The 16135-nt window shown below is 70.0% G+C and carries 15 protein-coding genes and 1 pseudogene; 10 read left to right on the forward strand and 6 right to left on the reverse strand.

Translation table 11 applies throughout. From position 1 onward, the window contains the following. Positions 1–10: 10 nt before the first annotated feature. From AB0M73_RS05680 to AB0M73_RS05690, 3 genes are all read right to left on the reverse strand, one after another. The gene (locus tag AB0M73_RS05680; protein WP_363887271.1) at positions 11–1420 is read right to left on the reverse strand and encodes an SMP-30/gluconolactonase/LRE family protein; all 1410 of its coding nucleotides are present in this window, start codon (positions 1418–1420) and stop codon (positions 11–13) included. 104 nt (positions 1421–1524) lie between these two features. Beyond that, positions 1525–1896: a glyoxalase superfamily protein gene (locus tag AB0M73_RS05685; protein ID WP_363887273.1), complete on the reverse strand. Its 372-nt coding sequence runs from the start codon at positions 1894–1896 to the stop codon at positions 1525–1527. Positions 1897–1935: 39 nt separating this feature from the next. Further along, a complete protein-coding gene (locus AB0M73_RS05690) occupies positions 1936–2157 on the reverse strand; it encodes a hypothetical protein (protein WP_363887276.1) in 222 nt (73 codons plus the stop codon). A 69-nt stretch (positions 2158–2226) separates the two neighbouring features. On the opposite strand from AB0M73_RS05690, the gene AB0M73_RS05695 reads away from it, so the two are divergent. The 8 genes from AB0M73_RS05695 (at position 2227) to abc-f (ending at position 10978) form a co-directional block, all read left to right on the forward strand. Then, positions 2227–3027, forward strand: a complete 801-nt coding sequence (locus AB0M73_RS05695) for a MerR family transcriptional regulator (RefSeq protein ID WP_363887278.1) — start codon at positions 2227–2229, stop codon at positions 3025–3027. A 10-nt stretch (positions 3028–3037) separates the two neighbouring features. Further along, positions 3038–3394: a VOC family protein gene (locus AB0M73_RS05700; RefSeq protein ID WP_363887280.1), complete on the forward strand. Its 357-nt coding sequence runs from the start codon at positions 3038–3040 to the stop codon at positions 3392–3394. A gap of 71 nt (positions 3395–3465) precedes the next feature. Continuing rightward, the gene (locus tag AB0M73_RS05705) at positions 3466–4080 is read left to right on the forward strand and encodes a hypothetical protein (protein WP_363887283.1); all 615 of its coding nucleotides are present in this window, start codon (positions 3466–3468) and stop codon (positions 4078–4080) included. Positions 4081–4207: 127 nt separating this feature from the next. Then, positions 4208–4813 carry an RNA polymerase sigma factor gene (locus AB0M73_RS05710; RefSeq protein WP_043718685.1) on the forward strand — a complete coding sequence of 202 codons (606 nt, stop codon included), beginning with the start codon at positions 4208–4210 and terminating at the stop codon, positions 4811–4813. After that, entirely contained in the window at positions 4810–5490 is a 681-nt protein-coding gene (locus AB0M73_RS05715) for a hypothetical protein (protein ID WP_363887285.1), read from the forward strand. The genes AB0M73_RS05710 and AB0M73_RS05715 overlap by 4 nt, the downstream gene beginning before the upstream one ends. 494 nt (positions 5491–5984) lie before the next feature. Beyond that, a complete protein-coding gene (locus AB0M73_RS05720; RefSeq protein ID WP_363887288.1) occupies positions 5985–7130 on the forward strand; it encodes a DUF222 domain-containing protein in 1146 nt (381 codons plus the stop codon). A 545-nt stretch (positions 7131–7675) separates the two neighbouring features. Beyond that, on the forward strand, positions 7676–9286 hold the full coding sequence (locus AB0M73_RS05725; protein WP_363887290.1) for an ABC-F family ATP-binding cassette domain-containing protein: 1611 nt from the start codon (positions 7676–7678) through the stop codon (positions 9284–9286). A gap of 81 nt (positions 9287–9367) precedes the next feature. Continuing rightward, positions 9368–10978 (forward strand): ribosomal protection-like ABC-F family protein, encoded by a 1611-nt coding sequence (abc-f, locus tag AB0M73_RS05730; RefSeq protein WP_363887292.1) that lies wholly within the window; start codon positions 9368–9370, stop codon positions 10976–10978. Positions 10979–11134: 156 nt separating this feature from the next. Here abc-f and AB0M73_RS05735 read toward each other — a convergent pair. Beyond that, positions 11135–12375, reverse strand: a pseudogene (locus AB0M73_RS05735) (aspartate aminotransferase family protein). A gap of 85 nt (positions 12376–12460) precedes the next feature. Between AB0M73_RS05735 and AB0M73_RS05740 the strand changes: the two are divergent. Continuing rightward, a complete protein-coding gene (locus AB0M73_RS05740) occupies positions 12461–13342 on the forward strand; it encodes a LysR substrate-binding domain-containing protein (RefSeq protein WP_363887295.1) in 882 nt (293 codons plus the stop codon). Between the two features lie 25 nt (positions 13343–13367). Here the strand turns inward: AB0M73_RS05740 and AB0M73_RS05745 are convergent, their stop codons facing one another. After that, positions 13368–13826: a hypothetical protein gene (locus AB0M73_RS05745; RefSeq protein ID WP_363887296.1), complete on the reverse strand. Its 459-nt coding sequence runs from the start codon at positions 13824–13826 to the stop codon at positions 13368–13370. Positions 13827–14032: 206 nt separating this feature from the next. Here AB0M73_RS05745 and AB0M73_RS05750 point away from each other — a divergent pair, with 206 nt between their 5' ends. After that, positions 14033–14929: a phosphatase PAP2 family protein gene (locus tag AB0M73_RS05750; RefSeq protein ID WP_363887298.1), complete on the forward strand. Its 897-nt coding sequence runs from the start codon at positions 14033–14035 to the stop codon at positions 14927–14929. Here AB0M73_RS05750 and AB0M73_RS05755 read toward each other — a convergent pair. Beyond that, positions 14926–16068 (reverse strand): hypothetical protein, encoded by a 1143-nt coding sequence (locus tag AB0M73_RS05755; protein ID WP_363887301.1) that lies wholly within the window; start codon positions 16066–16068, stop codon positions 14926–14928. The two genes, AB0M73_RS05750 and AB0M73_RS05755, sit on opposite strands and share 4 nt — an antisense overlap. Positions 16069–16135: the final 67 nt, after the last annotated feature.

Raw genomic sequence — 16135 nt, forward strand, 5'->3', positions numbered from 1 at the left:
CCTCGGTCGGTCAGTACGGCCAGCCCGGGACGTTCAGGCGAATGCTGTACAGGCCGTAGTTTCCGGTGTCGCCGCCGCTCGACGGGCTGCCGGAGGTGATGTACAGGGTGTGGCCGTCGGGACCGCCGAAGGCGGCGTTGGTGGTGTTCTGTCCGGCGCTGATGGTGCCCAGAGCCTTGCCGGCCGGGGAGAAGACGTGGATCTTCCCGTCGCCGAAGGTGGCCTGGTAGACGTTGCCGGCGCAGTCGACCGTGCCGCCGTCGGTGCCGCCCAGTGCCACGAAGTCGCTGCGGGCGCCGGTGCTGCCGTCGGCGTTGACCGGGTACTTGTAGATCTTGCCGGTGGCATTGCCGCCGACGTACAGGGTGCGGCCGTCGGGCGAGAGCTCGATGCCGTTGGGCTCGCTGATGGAGTCGTCGATCAGTGACACCACACCGTTGCGCACGCGGAAGACGTCGGTGTGGCCCGACATCTGGTCCGGACGGTCGGCCCGCTGGAAGTCGGGGTCGGTGAAGTACACGGTGCCGTCGGCCCCGACGGTGACGTCGTTGGGCGAGTTGAACTGGTGGCCCTGGTAGCTGGCGGCCAGGGTGCTGCGCTGCTTGGTCGCGAGGTCGTAGACGGACACGCTGCGCTGGTCGTGGGTGGCGGCGATGACGGATTTTCCGTCCCGGCTCAGGGAAAGGCCGTTGCTGCCGGAGTTGGTGACGAAGGTGACGAAGGTGACGAAGGCGCTGGTGGCCGGCGTGAAGCGGAGAATGTCCGACGGCTGCACGTTCTGCGCGCCGGCGCCGTCGTGCATGTCGGTCAGCAGCAGGGTTTGGCTGGCGGCGTCCCAGACCGGGCCCTCAAGGAAGTTGTAGCCGTCCTTGATCTTCGTGGCGGTCGGGTTCGGCGTGGGCAGCGGGTTGTCGAAGGGGCCGCTCGGGCAGGGGCCACCGGTCGGCGGGGTGCCGGTGGTGGGCAGGGTCCACTGCTGGTTGGCGCCGCCGCCGCAGGTCCAGATCTGCAACAGGGTGCCGTCGGCGCTGCTGACGCCGGTGGCGTCGAGGCACTTGCCCGAGCCGGCGTTGACCAGCCGGCCGCCCGACGCCGTCCACCGCTGCGCGCCGGTGCCGTTGCAGTCGTAGATCTGCACCTTGGCCCCGTTGAGGGTGGACGCGCCGGAGACGTCCAGGCACTTGCCCAGGGCCCGGATCGTGCCGTCGTCGCCGGCGGTCCACTGCTGGGCCGTGCCGCCGTTGCACGACCACAGCTGCACCCGGGTGCCGTTGGCGCCGGCGCCGCCGGCGACGTCGACGCATTTGCCGCCGATGCCCGTGATCGTTCCGGTCGCCGCCTGGGCGGACGGGGCGCCGATCGCGGCGGCGGCGAGCACCGCCGCGACGGCGAGAAGTCTGGTGACGTGGCGAGTCTTCATTGGCCTTCCACGGTTGGCAGGGGTTCGTGGTCCGCCTCGCCGTGGCGGCTCGCCGAGACAGATTCCTGTCTACACGACGAATCGCCTGTTTCAATTGTTACTACTCAGCTGGGCCTGACGATCTGCTGCAACGCCCAGTGATTGCCGTCCGGGTCGTCGAACTGGACGAACCGGCCCCAGGCCAGGTCCTCCACCTCGCTGACGTCGGCGCCGCGCGAGACCAGCTCGGCGCGGACCTTGTCGGCGTCGTCGACCACGGCCTGCAGCCCCTTCACCGTGCCGGGCTCGGCGGTGGTCAGGCCCTTGCCGAAGGCGATCGAGCAGGCCGAGCCGGGCGGGGTCAGCTGCACGAAGCGGATCTCGTCGCTGACCGTGTGGTCGTGGTCGAGGGTGAAGCCGATCTTGTCGACATAGAAGTCCCGCGCCCGGTCCACATCGGACACCGGCAGGATCACGAGCTCGATTCTGATCTCCATGGACACCACCCTAGGCGTCATTGCGGACAGGTTCTGTCCTCAATGACATTGCTCGTGCAACGCCTTCGTGACCAGCGGGAACAGGACGGGCATGAGCACACGGTCCGGGCCGCCCTGGTAGGCCTTCTCGTTCGACGGAACTCCGCTCGGCCGGGCCTGGCCCTCGGGCCGGCCCGGCCCCATATCCGACTCCCGCGACGACCCGGCCGCTGCCGCGACGCCTTCGACCGGGACGCCACCGCCGAGGTGGTCGAGCGGCACGGCCCGATCGTCTGACCCGTCCGGGTAGCTCCTTGACCCTCCTGTAACAGGAGGGCCGATGATGCGTTCATGGCGGTCCTCCTGTCCATCGGCGACTTCTCGCGGATGACCTATCTCAGCGTCAAGGCGCTGCGGCACTACCACGACCTCGGCCTGCTGGTGCCGGCCGAGGTCGACCCCGGCACGGGGTACCGGCTGTACGAGCCGGGCCAGGCCGGAACGGCGCAGGCGATCCGGCGGTTCCGGGATCTGGGCATGCCGCTGGACGAGGTCGGGGCGGTGCTGGCCGCCCCGGACGTCACGGCGCGCAACGAGCTGATCGCCGCCCATCTGCGTCGGGTGGAGCGGCAGCTGGAACGGACACAGGCCGCGGTGAGCTCGCTGCGGCTGCTGCTGGAGCGGCAGCCGCAGCCCATCGAAGTCGAGTGCCGCTCGGTCCCGGCCGTCCCGGTCCTGGCCATCAGGGACCGCATCTCGATGGACGACAGCGAGCAGTGGTGGGCCGAGGCCTTCGACCGCCTGCACGCGGCCGTGGGCGAGCACCGGGCCGGGCCGGACGGCTGCCTCTACCACGAGGAGTTCTTCGCCGAGGACATCGGCGACGTGCTGGCCTACGTCCCGGTCCTGGGCAATCCCGCCGGGCGCGGCGCCGTCGAGGCCGTCCTGCTCCCCGCCGCGGACCTGGCCGTCACCCTGCACCGGGGGCCGTTCGGCGAGCTGGACCAGACCTACAGCGCCCTGGGCACGTACGTGGCCCAGCGCGAGATCGGCGCCGACGGCCCGATCCGGGAGACCTATCTGATCACCACCGGCGACGAGTCGCGGCACCGCACCGAGGTCTGCTGGCCCGTCGCCTCTCTTACCGATTAGGAGCACCACAATGAGCAGCACCGTCTACGCGATCACCTTCGACTGCGGCGACGCGGCCGAGCTGGCCGAGTTCTGGGCCCGGGTCACCGACCGCAAGGTCGACGCCGGCGGATCGGCCACCTTCGCCTCCGTCGGCGTCCAGGACGAGCAGCCCGGTCCGCCTCGGATGATGTTCTTCACGGTTCCGGAGGGAAAGTCGGCGAAGAACCGGCTGCACCTCGACCTGATGACGTCCGACCTGGACGCCGAGGCCGAGCGCCTGGTGTCGATCGGCGCGACCAGGGGCGCCGAGTTCGAGGAGTTCGGCGCGCACTGGATCACCCTCACCGATCCCGAGGGCAACGAGTTCGACCTCGTCTCGGGCTGACCGGGCGCGCGGGCCCGCCACCATGACGCGCATCACGCAACGCTGTCGTGGCGGCCGGGAACACACCGGGCATGACGACCAACAAGCTGACCATGACCCTCGCCATGACGGCCGCGCTCGGCGTGTTCGCCGTGGGCGGCGCGATGGCCTTCGCCGCCGTGCCGGGCTCGACCCCCACGCCGGCCGCCGGTTCCCAGGCGCTGCAGAGCCCCCTCACCGGTGACGCGAAGATCGCTCAGGACTGCCTCGGCACCGCCGGCGACGTGGCCAACAAGGCCTCGTGGCGCCCCGGCGCCCGGATCAACCTCGACGCCAACCACGGCTTCCTCGTGATCCGCGACGACAAGAACGCCGCCGTGTGCGTGATCGAGGACGGCAAGGGCACCGGCCTGATGGGCGGTGTGATCGACAACCACGGCTACGGCAAGCTCACCGCCCAGCGTCCGTTCGACTACCTGACGTCCATGAACTACGCGCACCAGTCCGTCCACTTCGGAATCGCCGCCACCGACGTCACCGGCGTCACCCTGGTGGGCCCGAACAAGTCCGAGGCGGCCGCCGTGGTCAAGGACGGCACCTTCGCCGTGCTGGCCAAGGACGCCGAGAACAGCAACGCGTCCACCACGAACCACATTCGAGTGACCCTCGCCAACGGCGGCGTCGTTTCCGGCCCGTTCCGCGGCTAGGATGAGACTCCGGCCGTCTTCGGGGGCGGCCGGGGGTCTCGTCCCGCGCGGCGATGCGGTTGAGAACTGACGCAACGCTGGCGGGCCGGCCGGGAACATACCCGGTGTGACGACGGCTGGAGAGTACGTGCGACTGGTGGAGACGCCTGACTGGGGCGATCCGCCGCCGTGTGATGACCAGACGCTGTGGGAGCGCGCGGCGCGCGGTGACCGTGCGGCCTTCGGCGAGCTGTACCAGCGGCACGCCGAGGCCGTGTGGAACTACGCCTACCGGCTGACCGGCTCCTGGTCGACCGCCGAGGACCTCACGTCGTCGACCTTTCTCGCCGCGTGGCGCAAGCTGGGCGACATGACCCTGGTCAACTCCAGCGCCCGGCCGTGGCTGTACACCGTGGCCAGCAACCTGGCCCGCCACGAGTTCCGCCGCGCCGGCCGGTTCTCGCGGGTGCTGACCCGGGTCCCGCTCAACGACACCGCCCGCGACCACGCCGACGAGGTCGCCGCCCAGATCGACGCCGACCGCCGGCTCCGGGTCGTGCTCGACGCCGTCGACAAGCTGCCCAAGGGCGAGCGCCAGGCCGTCGAGCTCTGCCTGCTCGGCGAGCTGTCCACCGCCGAGACCGCCGAGGTGCTCGGCATCGCCGAAGTCAGTGTGCGGGCTCGGGTCTCCCGGGCCCGCAGCCGCCTGCGTGGCCTGCTGGGCGGCATGGGTCTTGAGGAGGAGGGCCGATGAACGAGACTCCCGAGCTTCCGGAGCGGCGTCAGATGCCCGAGGCCTTGCGTGACCGCCTCTGGTCCGAGCAGATCGAGCCTCAGCTCGCCACCCGGAGCCGTTCCCTGCGCGCCCCCTTCGCCGTCGCCGCCTCCGTCGTCGTGCTCGCCGCCGCCGTCGCCGTCGCCTTCACCCAGCTCCGTGGCCACGACGCCGAGGTCGCCTCCGGCCAGTCCCCCCTCGTCCGCGAATGCGTCCGCAGCGGCAAGAACATGCCCGACCCCACCGCCTGGCGCGCCGGCGCCCGCTTCGACCTCTCCCCCCAGCTCGGCTTCCTCGTCATCCGCACCAATCGCACCGCCGCCGCCTGCACCATCGAGAACGGCCACGGCACCGGCCTCATCGGCGGTGCCCCCGAGGACACCGACCTCTACTCCCAGCTCACCCCCGACCGCCCCTTCGACTACCTCACCTCCATGAACTACGCCAAGGAACACATCCACTTCGGCATCGCCACCCACGACGTCGCCACCATCGACCTCCTCGGCCCCGACAACTCCGTCTCCCCCGGCGTGGTCGGCGACGGCACCTTCATCGTCCGCGACAACATCGCCGAGGACAGCAGCCAGCCCTCCACCAACTACGTCCGGGCCACCCTCAACAACGGCCGCACCATCCAGGCCCCGCTGAGGAACTAGCGGCTGGTTCATGTGGGGTGTCGATTCTTGAGTGGCGGTGCTTCGGGTGTCCACACCGCGCGGTTGCCCGTCGGTTGGTTGCCAGGTATGGCGACGAGCGATCTCGTTGTTTGATGGCCGGCGGCGGCTCCTTGTAGTTGCCGTTTCCTCGGCTGTTGGTGGCTTCTGAACCGTGGTGGTGCGTCGGGCGTCCGCACCGCGCGGTTGCCGTCTCTGCTTGCACAACAATCATTCTCTCTTCGGCATGCGGTGCTGGAGCGAGGGGGCGCTCGGTGAGTGGGTGAGCGGGTTGCGTTGCGCGGCATCGATTTGGTGGGTGAGTGCGTTTACAGAAGGCTTGGGACGGGCCGAAGGGTGGGGGTCCGATCATGGTGAGGGAGGTGTTGCACGGGAAGTTGGAAAGCGTTTTCCAGCGAAGGGATTGCAGGCCGCACGATCGTGTATAGGTTGGTGTGTAACGGAAGTCGATCACAGAAGGGTAGTAGAATGGGGGTATGTCAGCGAATCCTGAATTCCCTGCCGACACCGAAGGGTGGCAGCACGGCGAACTGGAGCTGTGGCAAGCCGGCGAGGAAGCCGAGAGCCTGTATCGGGCGCTTTACATCCAGCAGTTGGAGCGGGTGTGGGAGGTGTGGGACCGGTCGTGCAGGTCGAAGGAGGACCGGACCTCGATCGTGTCGACAATGGTGATCCGCTGGCGGCTCACCATCAGGGAAGCCCGTGAACGGCTTCGATACGCGGAATTGTTCCACAGCGAGGCGATCCGTGAGGCGGGTCGCGGCGGGGTGTTGGACCGGGAGCATCTGAAGGTCATCCATGAGACGTTGCGGATAGCGCCGGCGGTCGAGCGGGACCGGGTTGAGGCGTCGTTGTTGGAGAACGTCCAGTTCGACGAGGGCGAGTTCAAGAACATCGCGCAGCGGATCCTGTTCCACCTCGACCAGGACGGCAAGGCGCCGGACGACCGGGAGTTGCGGGAGCCGAAGCGGGAGTTCCGCTTCGAACGCAAGCTGGACGGCAGCATGGTGTTCTGGGGAATGCTCGACCAGGAGTACGGGGCGAAGATCGCGGCGATGCTCAGTGCGCTGGCCAAGCCGACCTCGGGCAAGGATCCGCGCACGACGGCGGAGCGGCAGGGGGATGCGTTCGTGGAGATCATCGAGCTGGCCTCCCGCAGTGAAGGCTTGCCGGAGCAGGGCGGTGAGCGGCCGCATCTGACGTTGTCGATGTCGTTCCAGGATTTCATGGACAACACGGGTGTGGCGAAGGTCGAGGGTGGGGGTGTGATGAGCGCGGCGGAAGCCCGCCGGATCGCCTGTGACAGTACGGTGATGCGGCTGGTGCTCGGGGCCGGCAAAGAGATTCTGAATGTGGGGCGGCAGCAGCGCACGGCCCCGAAGGCGATCCGCAAGGCATTGATCGAGCGGGACGGCACCTGCGCGTTCCCCGGCTGCCAGACGGAACCGGCGCGGTGCCACGCCCACCACGTGGTCGAGTGGGCGAACGGAGGACCGACGAGTCTGGACAATATGGTGCTGCTGTGCGGATCCCACCACCGATTGATCCACCACAGTCGGTGGACGGTGAAGATGGTGAACGCCAGGCCGGTGTTCTCCGACGGGCTCGGAGAAACGGCGTAGAGAAGCCAGGCACTGGCCTGCCCGGATGCTGGCTGGTGTCCGGCCGGCGCGGGCACTGCCAACCTCCACGCAAGACGCTGCGACAACAGGGTGACTGCGAGGCAGGTGGGCGGCGAAAACTGGCGACAGGCACGGTCGCACGTGTTGAGCAGCGGCCCGACCATGGCCAAGACCGGCCGCCCGTTATCCCTCGCCCTGGTGACCTGCACGACCGCCGGGCACCTGCGACACCTGCGAGACCGTGCTCAAGCGCGACGGCACGAGCGTGACCACCAACGGCGCCTGCGTGGCCATGGCGGGCAAGTGGTTCGGCCCTACGACGGTGCGACCTGGACGGCGCTGACCACCATGCTCAATGGCTGCTGAGAGCCGAAGTCGAGGCCGGCTCCGAGACAAACTGTTGACGCACACGAGCTTCGCTGCCAGACTGTGGCCATCATGGTTTACTGACTTCGCACCCAGCCCGCGTCCGCGGCCCGCGACCTGAGAGTCGCCGACGGCCCGGCGGGCTTTCCGCATCCCGTTCCTTCCGCGGTAGGTGTCGCATGTCAAATATTTCCTTTCTGCACGCCCATGACCTGGTCAAAACCTATGGTGACCGGCGCGTTCTCGACGGCGTCGGACTGACGGCATCCCCGGGCCAGCGGCTCGGCCTGGTCGGCGACAACGGCGTGGGCAAGTCCACCCTGCTGCGCCTGCTCGCGGGCGACGAAGAGCCCGACGCCGGCACGGTCAGCCGGCCGCCGGACTGTGGATTCCTGTTGCAGGAACTGCCTTTCGGCCCGGACGACACGGTGCGGCACGTCATCGACGACGCGCTGGCCGACATCAGGGCGGCCCGGCGGCGGCTGGACGAGCTGGGTGAGCGGATGACCCGCGACCCCGAGGACGACGAAGTCCTGGCCGAGTACGGCGATGTGCTGGAGTGGGCGCAGGACCACGACCTGTGGGACGCGGACCGCCGCGCGGAGCTGGTGCTGGCCGGGCTCGGACTGTCCGAAGTGGACCCGAGCCGGCGGCTGGCGCAGTTCTCCGGCGGGCAGCGGTCCCGGCTGGGCCTGGCCGCGCTGCTGATCCGGCAGCCCCGGGTGATGCTGCTGGACGAGCCGACCAACCACCTCGACGACGAGGCGGTGACGTTCCTGGAGCAGCAGCTGACCAAGCTGCCGGGCACGGTGGTGGTGGCCTCGCACGATCGTGTCTTCCTGGACGCGGTGTGCACGGACATCCTCGACCTGGACCCGGCCCGCGGCGGGGCGACCCGCTTCGGCGGCGCCTACACCGACTACCTGGCGGCCAAGCGGGCCGAGCGGGCCCGCTGGGAGCAGCAGTACGACCAGGAGCAGACGGAGCTGGCCGAGCTCAAGGAATCGGTGAACGTCACCGCGCGCCAGGTGAACCACCACCGGGCGATGAAGGACAACAACAAGACCGCCTACGACCGGCACGGCGGGCGGGTGCAGAAGCAGATCTCCCGCCGGGTCCGCAACGCCCAGCAGCGGCTGGACGAGCTGACCAGGGCGCAGGTCCGGCGGCCGCCGCAACCGTTGCGGTTCAAGGCGGACCTGACCGGCAACACGCTGCCGGACCAGCTGGCCGTGTCGCTGCGACACGTGCAGCTGCCGGGCCGGCTGCAGCTGGACGAGTTGGACGTCACGACCTCGGCCCGGCTGATGGTGCGGGGCGGCAACGGGGCCGGCAAGTCCACGTTGCTGAAAGTGTTGGCGGGCAAGCTGACTCCGGCCAACGGCGTGGTGCACCGAGCCCGTGGCGTGAGGATCGGCCTGCTGGAGCAGGACGTTGCCTTCGCAGACCAGACGAAGACGCCGCGCCAGATCTACGCGGCGGCGGCCGGAGAGCAAGCGGTCGCGTTGTCCCAACTGGGTCTGCTGGCCGGGAGGGATCTGGACCGGCCGGTGGGGCAGCTGTCGATCGGGCAGCGGCGGCGGCTGGCGCTGGCGGTGCTGATCGCCCGGCCGCCGGAGGTGCTGCTGCTGGACGAGCCGACCAACCACCTGTCCCTCGGCCTGGCCGAGGAACTGGAGCAGGCGCTGCGGTCGGCGCCAGGAGCGGTGGTCATCGCGTCGCACGACCGGTGGCTGCGCAAGACATGGCAGGGCGCCGAACTGGTGCTCGCCGACGGCAAGGTCGCATAACACCTGAGAGAAGGAGGGCCGTGCGGTGATCGCGCGTCGCAGGCCACGTCCGACCGTCCACATCGAACTCAGGAGGCCGCCTTGTCAGCTCAGCTCACCATTCGGAACGTCAGCAAGTCCTTTGCCCACCGGCGTGTGCTCGACGCGGTCTCCGCGACGGTCCGTCCGGGGGAACGTGTGGGTGTCGTCGGCGACAACGGATCCGGCAAGTCCACGCTGCTCCGGCTGATCGCCGGCCAGGAGCGGCCGGACGACGGGGAGATCATCGTCGAGGCGCCGGGCGGGGTCGGGCACCTCGGGCAGGTGCTCGACCTGTCGCCGACGGCCACCGTCGGAGACGCGATCGACGCCGCCCTGACCGAGGTCCGAGAACTGCAAAGGAAAATCCACGAGGCCGAGCAGACCCTGGATGAGGGTGGCCTCGCGGCGTACGGGGATCTGCTCACGGCGCTGGAGATCCGCGACGGCTACCGGGCCGACGCCAAGGTGGCGGCGGCGATGTCCGCGCTGGGCATCGGCCATCTCGATCGCGACCGTCCACTGGGGACGATCTCTGGCGGCCAGCAGGCCCGGCTGGCGCTGGCCGGCGTGCTGTCGGCCGAGCCGGAGCTGCTGCTGCTCGACGAGCCCACCAACCATCTCGACGCGCAGGCGCTGAGCTGGCTGGAGGACCGGCTGCGGGCCCACCGGGGCACGCTGGTCGTGGTCACCCACGACCGGCTGCTGCTGGAACGGGTGGCCACCGCGATCATCGAGGTGGACGGCGACCGCCGCGCGATCACCCGCTACGGCAACGGATACGCCGGCTATCTCGACGAGAAGCGGGCCGCCCGGCAGCGCTGGGAGCAGCAGTACGCCGAGTGGGCCGGGGAGATCGAGCACTGGACGCAGTGGGGCGCGACCACGGCGTATCGCGTCGCACCCGGCCGTGCGATGAAGGACCACAACAAGTGCAAGTACAACGGGGACGGCCAGCGAGTGCAGGCCAGCATCTACACTCGGGTGCGCAGCGCGGCCGAACGCCTCGACCGGCTGCGGGCCGAGCCGGTGCCGAAGCCACCGGATCCGTTGCGGCTCAACGCACCGCTGTCCGGCGGCGTGGCCGAGGGCGCGGTGATCGAGCTGTCCGACGTCCATGTCGCCGGCCGACTGGCGGTCGATCACCTCACGGTGTCGGCCGGTGAGCGGCTGTTCGTCTCGGGGCCGAACGGGGCGGGCAAGTCCACGCTGCTGGCCGTGCTGTCCGGCGAGCTGCGACCGGACACCGGCACGGTGACCCCCAACGGCCGGATCGGTTACCTGCCACAGGAGAACACGGTCCGGCACCCGGAACGCGGCGTGCTGGCGACGTTCGCCCAGGGCCGGGTCGGCACCGCCGACGAGCACGCGGAGCGGCTGATGTCGCTGGGCCTGTTCGCCGAGTCCGACCTGCGCACGCCGGTGGGCTCGCTGTCCATCGGGCAGCAGCGCCGGCTGGCGCTGGCGAGATTGTTGGTGCAGGAGGTGGATGTGCTGCTGCTGGACGAGCCGACCAACCACCTGTCGCTGACGCTGGTGGAGGAGATGGAGGCCGCGCTGGCCGACTACTCCGGTGCGGTTGTCGTCGTCTCGCACGACCGGCTGCTGCGCAACCGTTGGCGGGGCGGGGAATTGCCGCTGCGCGAGGGTCGGCCGCTGTGCGTTGCGGCCTGAAATGCGGCCTGGGGGCGTGTCGAGCGCCCCTGGGCCGCTAGCCGCCAACTCTGACCGGCGCGCGCTCGCCACCGGCGTGCTGCTGTGGTGGGCGGTCCTCATCGCCCACGGCCGGGCCAGTACGTCAGCTCGTCCTGGCCGCCTTCGCCACGCTGATCAGGCCTTGACCGCGTCGCCGATGGCCTGGTCGAGGATGGTCAACCCCAGCGCGATGTCCTCGTCGGAGGCGGTCAGGGCGGGGGCGATGCGGAAGACGCCGCCCATGCCCGGCAGCTGCACGATGTTCATGTGCAGCCCCAGTTCAGGCAGCGGCGGGTGACCCGCTGACCGAGGTCGTCGGAGATCAACTCCAGGCCGGCCAGCAGGCCGCGGCCGCGAACGTCGGTGACGACCTCGTGCGAAGCGGCGACCTCCTTCAGGCCTTGACGGAGGACGGCGCCGAGCTGTTGGGCCCGTTCGTCGAGGCGGTCGCGGACGAGGACGTCCAGGACGGTGTTGCCGACGGCGGCGGGCAGTGGGTCGGAGACGTGGGTGGTGAAGAACAGGTAGCCGCGATCATGGGCCTCCTGCTCGATCTCCGCGGTGGTCACGACCGCGGCCAGGGGCAGGCCGGCGCCGAGCGTCTTGGACAGGGTGAGGATGTCCGGCACGATGCCGTCCCGCTCGAACGCGTACCAGGAACCGGTGCGGCACAAGCCGGTCTGGGCTTCGTCGAGAATGAGCAGCATGCCCCGCTCGCGACACTTCTGGTGCAGGGCGGCGAAATAGCCGAGCGGCGGCTCGATCACGCCGCCGGAGCTGAGGATCGGCTCCACGATGCAGGCCGCGAGGTTGCCGGTCGACTGGGCGTCGATCATCTCGAAGCCGAAGTCCAGCTGCTGCTGCCAGTCCGCGCCCGGCGCCGGAAGGGCGAAGTTGCCGGGCGCGGTCGGGCCGTAGCCCTTGCGGCCGGCGCTGTAGGTGGCGCCGGCGGCGGCCTGGGTCATGCCGTGCCAGGAGCGGGCGAAGGACACGATCTCGTGGCCGCCGGTGACCAGCTTGGCCATCCGGATCGCCGCCTCGTTGGACTCGGCCCCGGTGGTCAGCAGCAGGACCTTCTCCAGTGGGGCCGGCAGGGTCTCGGCGAGGCGGCGGGCCAGGTCCACGACCGGGCGGCTGAGCATGCCGCTGAACAGGTGGTCCAGCGTGGCCGCCTGGCGGTGCACGGTGGCCACGATCTCCGGGTGCGAGTGGCCGAGGATGGCGCTCATCTGCCCGGACGTGAAGTCCAGGATCTTGCGGCCGTCCTCGGTGAACACGTAGCTGCCCTCGGCGCGGGCGATGATCTCGCGGGTGAAGTCGGCCCGGCCCGCGTAGCGGACGAGGTGCTTGTCGGCGTCTGTCCAGAAGTCGGCCATGCCCTCGACGGTAGGAGCCGTGCGAGCGACACGTCCAGCTCACAATTCCGGCTTGGTTGTACGGCTGAGCCGCACAATGGGCGGCATGCTGAACCCGTGGCGGCTGCGGCTGCTGAGCCGGCTCGACACCCTGGGCACCATCCGCGCGGTCGCCCTGGACGCCAACCTGTCGGCCTCCAGCGTGTCCCAGCAGCTGGCCGTGCTGGAGACGGAAACCCGCACCCAGCTGCTGGAACGCACCGGCCGGCGGGTTCGCCTCACGCCCGCAGGCCAGCTGCTGGCCCGGCGGGCGCGGGCAATCCTCGACCACATGGACACCGTCGAGGCCGAGTTGCGCGGCCTGCACGACGAGCCGGCCGGCCTGGTCCGGCTCGGGGCCTTCCAGAGCGCCATCCACACCCTCGCCGTGCCGGCCGTGCAGCGGTATCCGCAGCTCGACGTCGAGCTGCTGGAGCTGGAGCCGCACGAGTCCATTCCCGCCCTGCGCGGCGGCGACGCCGACGTGATCATCACGACCACCGACTTCGTCGAGCTGCCGCTGGGCCCCGACCTCGACATCGTGCCCCTGGCCGCCGATCCCGTCGTGCTCGTCGCCTCGCCCGACCGCAACGTCCCGCGCGGCCCCGCCGTCCTCTCCGACTACGCCGCCGAGCCGTGGGCGCTCGACATTCCCCAGTCGTACATGGCGAATCTGACCTTGCGGCTGTGCCGCGAGTCCGGCTTCGAGCCGCGGGTGGTGTGCCGGTTCAGCAACTACCTCATGACGCTGCAGCACGTCGAGGCCGGGCTGTCCATCGCACTGCTGCCCGGTCTCGCCGTCGATCCCCGCTACCGCGTCGTCACCCGTGAGCTCGCCGTTCCCGTCACCCGCACCATCGCGGCGGTCGTGCGGCGGGGTTCGCCCCGCCGGGCGGCCGTCAACCTCGTGCTCAATGCCTTGCAGGAACAGCCTTTGCTGTCGGACTAGGCCGGTGGCGTTGACCGGCTGCCGGTCAGCACTGGATGGCGCGGATCCACGCGTTCTCGGCGTTGGCGCCGGGTTCCGCGTTGTAGTTCCACGAGTGGGCGTACCACTCGGATCCGTTGTGCTGGACCAATGCCCCGCTGTCGTAGGCCGTGTCCCGCTGCCATTCGCCGGCTTGGCAGAGGGCATTGTGCGTGGTCGCCGGGGGTGGGGGAGCGGCCGGCGGCTTCGCCGTGGTCTTCGGCGGGGCGGCCGGCGCCTTGGTGGTGGTCGTTGTCGTGGTCGTCGTCGGGGGCGCCGACGTCGTGGTCGCAGTGGTGGAGCTCGGTGTCGTCGAGGTCGCGCTGGCCGCCGAGGTGGTGGGGTACGGCACCGGCTCCGCGACCGGATCGGGCGAGCGGGTGACGGCCCAGAACACCATGCCGAGGCAGAACAGCCCCAGGATCGCGGCAGTGATGATCACGGTGCGTTTCTGGCGGTTGGTCATGGCCGGTACACCTCCGTGAGCCCGGTCGGGGGAACCGAGTAGCGCAAGTGGGTGATCTCCACGGCGGCTCACCTTAGACCGTTTCGCACAGTAATCGTGAAAGGGGTTCACTTCCCGTGTGGGCGTCACTGGCGCAGAGTGGGCCTTGATCGGACGTTGCTGGCCGGATTTCCGCAGGTCACCGCCCCCGGTCCACTGTGGATAGCATGCCGCCTGTGCTTCAGTCGGAGTCCTCGACCCAGGACCGCAAGGACGTGCCCGCCCGTCGCTGGCTGCACGTGGCCATCGGCAGCGGCGTCGTCGCCGTCCTCGTCTACGTGCTCGCCGTGCTCACGCCCGTCGGTCAGGAGCTGGAGAACGCCGCCCTGCGCGGCGCCGACCAGGTCGGCGCCACCGAGGCTGGCAACGCCAGCCAGGGCCTGGACCAGATCACCGTGTACTCCCTGGCCGTAGCCGTGGTCCTCATCGCCGCCATCGGCCTGCTGCGCCGCCGGTGGGAGCTCGCGCTGGCCGCCGTCGGCGTCATCGTCGCCGGTCAGATCATTACCCAGGGCCTCAAGCGCTACGTCCTGCCCCGGCCGCCTCTGGTCTCCCTCACCGGCCACTACGCCGACAACAGCCTGCCCAGCGGCCACACCACCATCGCCATGACCGTGCTGTTCGCCGCCCTGATCGTCGTGCCCTACCGGTGGCGTGGGGTCGCGCTGTTCTTCGTCCTGTCCTGGGCCGTCGGCGTCGGCGCCTACACCGTCACCGCCAAGTGGCACCGCCTCTCCGACACCCTCGCCGCCGACGCCATCGCCTTGGCCCTCGGCTGCCTCGCCTCCTGGTGGCTCGCCCGGCGGGGTCTGGTCTCCCGTCACGACGGCAAGCGCCGCATCCCCCGGGTCCTCATCGTCACGTTCACCGCGCTTGTCGGCGTGTTCTTCCTGGCCTTCGGCGTGTTCTTCACCGTCGTGCTGGTGGCCCGTGACGGCCTGGACAGTGCTCTGCGGGACGACACGTGGATCATCTACCTGTCCGCGCAGTCGTTGGCCTCGGCCGGATCGATCGTTGCCGCGCTGGTGTTTCTGTGGAGCTGGCGGCGGTTGGAGATCCGCTAGGGCCGGTCGGCCGAGAAGTAGCCGGCGATGTCGACGACCACGTCGACCGAGCCGGCCAGGTTGGACACCGCGAACGACCGCTGCCACAGGCTCACGATCGCCATGTTCGGCACCGTCTCGCCGGCGCCCAGGTTCAGCGTCGACGCGTCGGGCCGGGTGGAATCACCCGGCCACGCCGTGAGAAACGTCGAGGCGGTGGCGTCGGTGGCGGTGATGTTCACGGCGACGGCGTCGGCGCTGAGCACGGTCTGCGGGCTGACGTCGACGGCCAGCACGCCGCCCGGGCCGACGGGGTGGCTGTCCCGGGTGTCGATGACCCGCTGCGGCACGCCGGGAAAGAACCAGTCGCCGGCGTCGCTGACGTAGAAGCCGGACACGTCGGCGATGAGGTCGACGGAGCCGAGATGGTTGTACAGGTCGACCTTGCGACTGGGCGGCACGGCGACGGTGACCAGGTTGGCCCGAGTCCAGCCGGGGGCCAGGTTCAAGGAGCTCGCGGCCGGTTGGGCGACGCCGTCGGGCCACGCGGTGACGAAGGTCGGGGCGGTGGTGTTGGTGGCGGTCAGGTTGAACACGACGGCGGTCGCGGTCGGCGGCAGCACGGATGACAGGTCCAGCACGGTGGACTCGTGCGGGCCGAGGGGACCGCGGCCGGTGCGGGTGTCCATCACCCGCTGGGGCGAATGCCCGACATAGCCCGAGCCGTTGCCGGCGTAGTAGCCCTGGAGATCGGCGACCACGCCGAGATCGCCGCGCACGGCGATGTCGAGCTTTCGGCTGTCCGGCAACGAGACCGTGGTCAGGTTGGCCGCGGTCTGCCGCTGCGACACGTTCAGGTTCGACGTGCTCGGCCGCTGCTGCCCGTCGGGCCACACCGTCACGAAGCTGTCCACGTTCGCCTCGACGCCGGTGAGGTTCAGCACCACCGCCGCCGTCCCGGCCGGCACCGAGCCGGACAGGTCCAACACCAGGTGATCGCCCTCGACGCCGACCCCGGTGCCGTCCCGGGTGTCCAACACCCGCTGCGGTGTCACGGCGGTGAACTTGGTGGCCGGAGTCGTGGCGCCGGCCGGCGCGGCCACCGTCACGATCGCGGTCACGGCCGTCAGAACCGCAAGCAGCACAGCACGTTTCGACATCTGACCCCACCCGGTCCGGGGTGACGCCACCACGGCGTCCGCTGCCCCCGAATCCCCTGGGGGCCAC

Source organism: Kutzneria sp. NPDC051319, from assembly GCF_040682195.1.
Lineage (GTDB): Bacteria > Actinomycetota > Actinomycetes > Mycobacteriales > Pseudonocardiaceae > Kutzneria.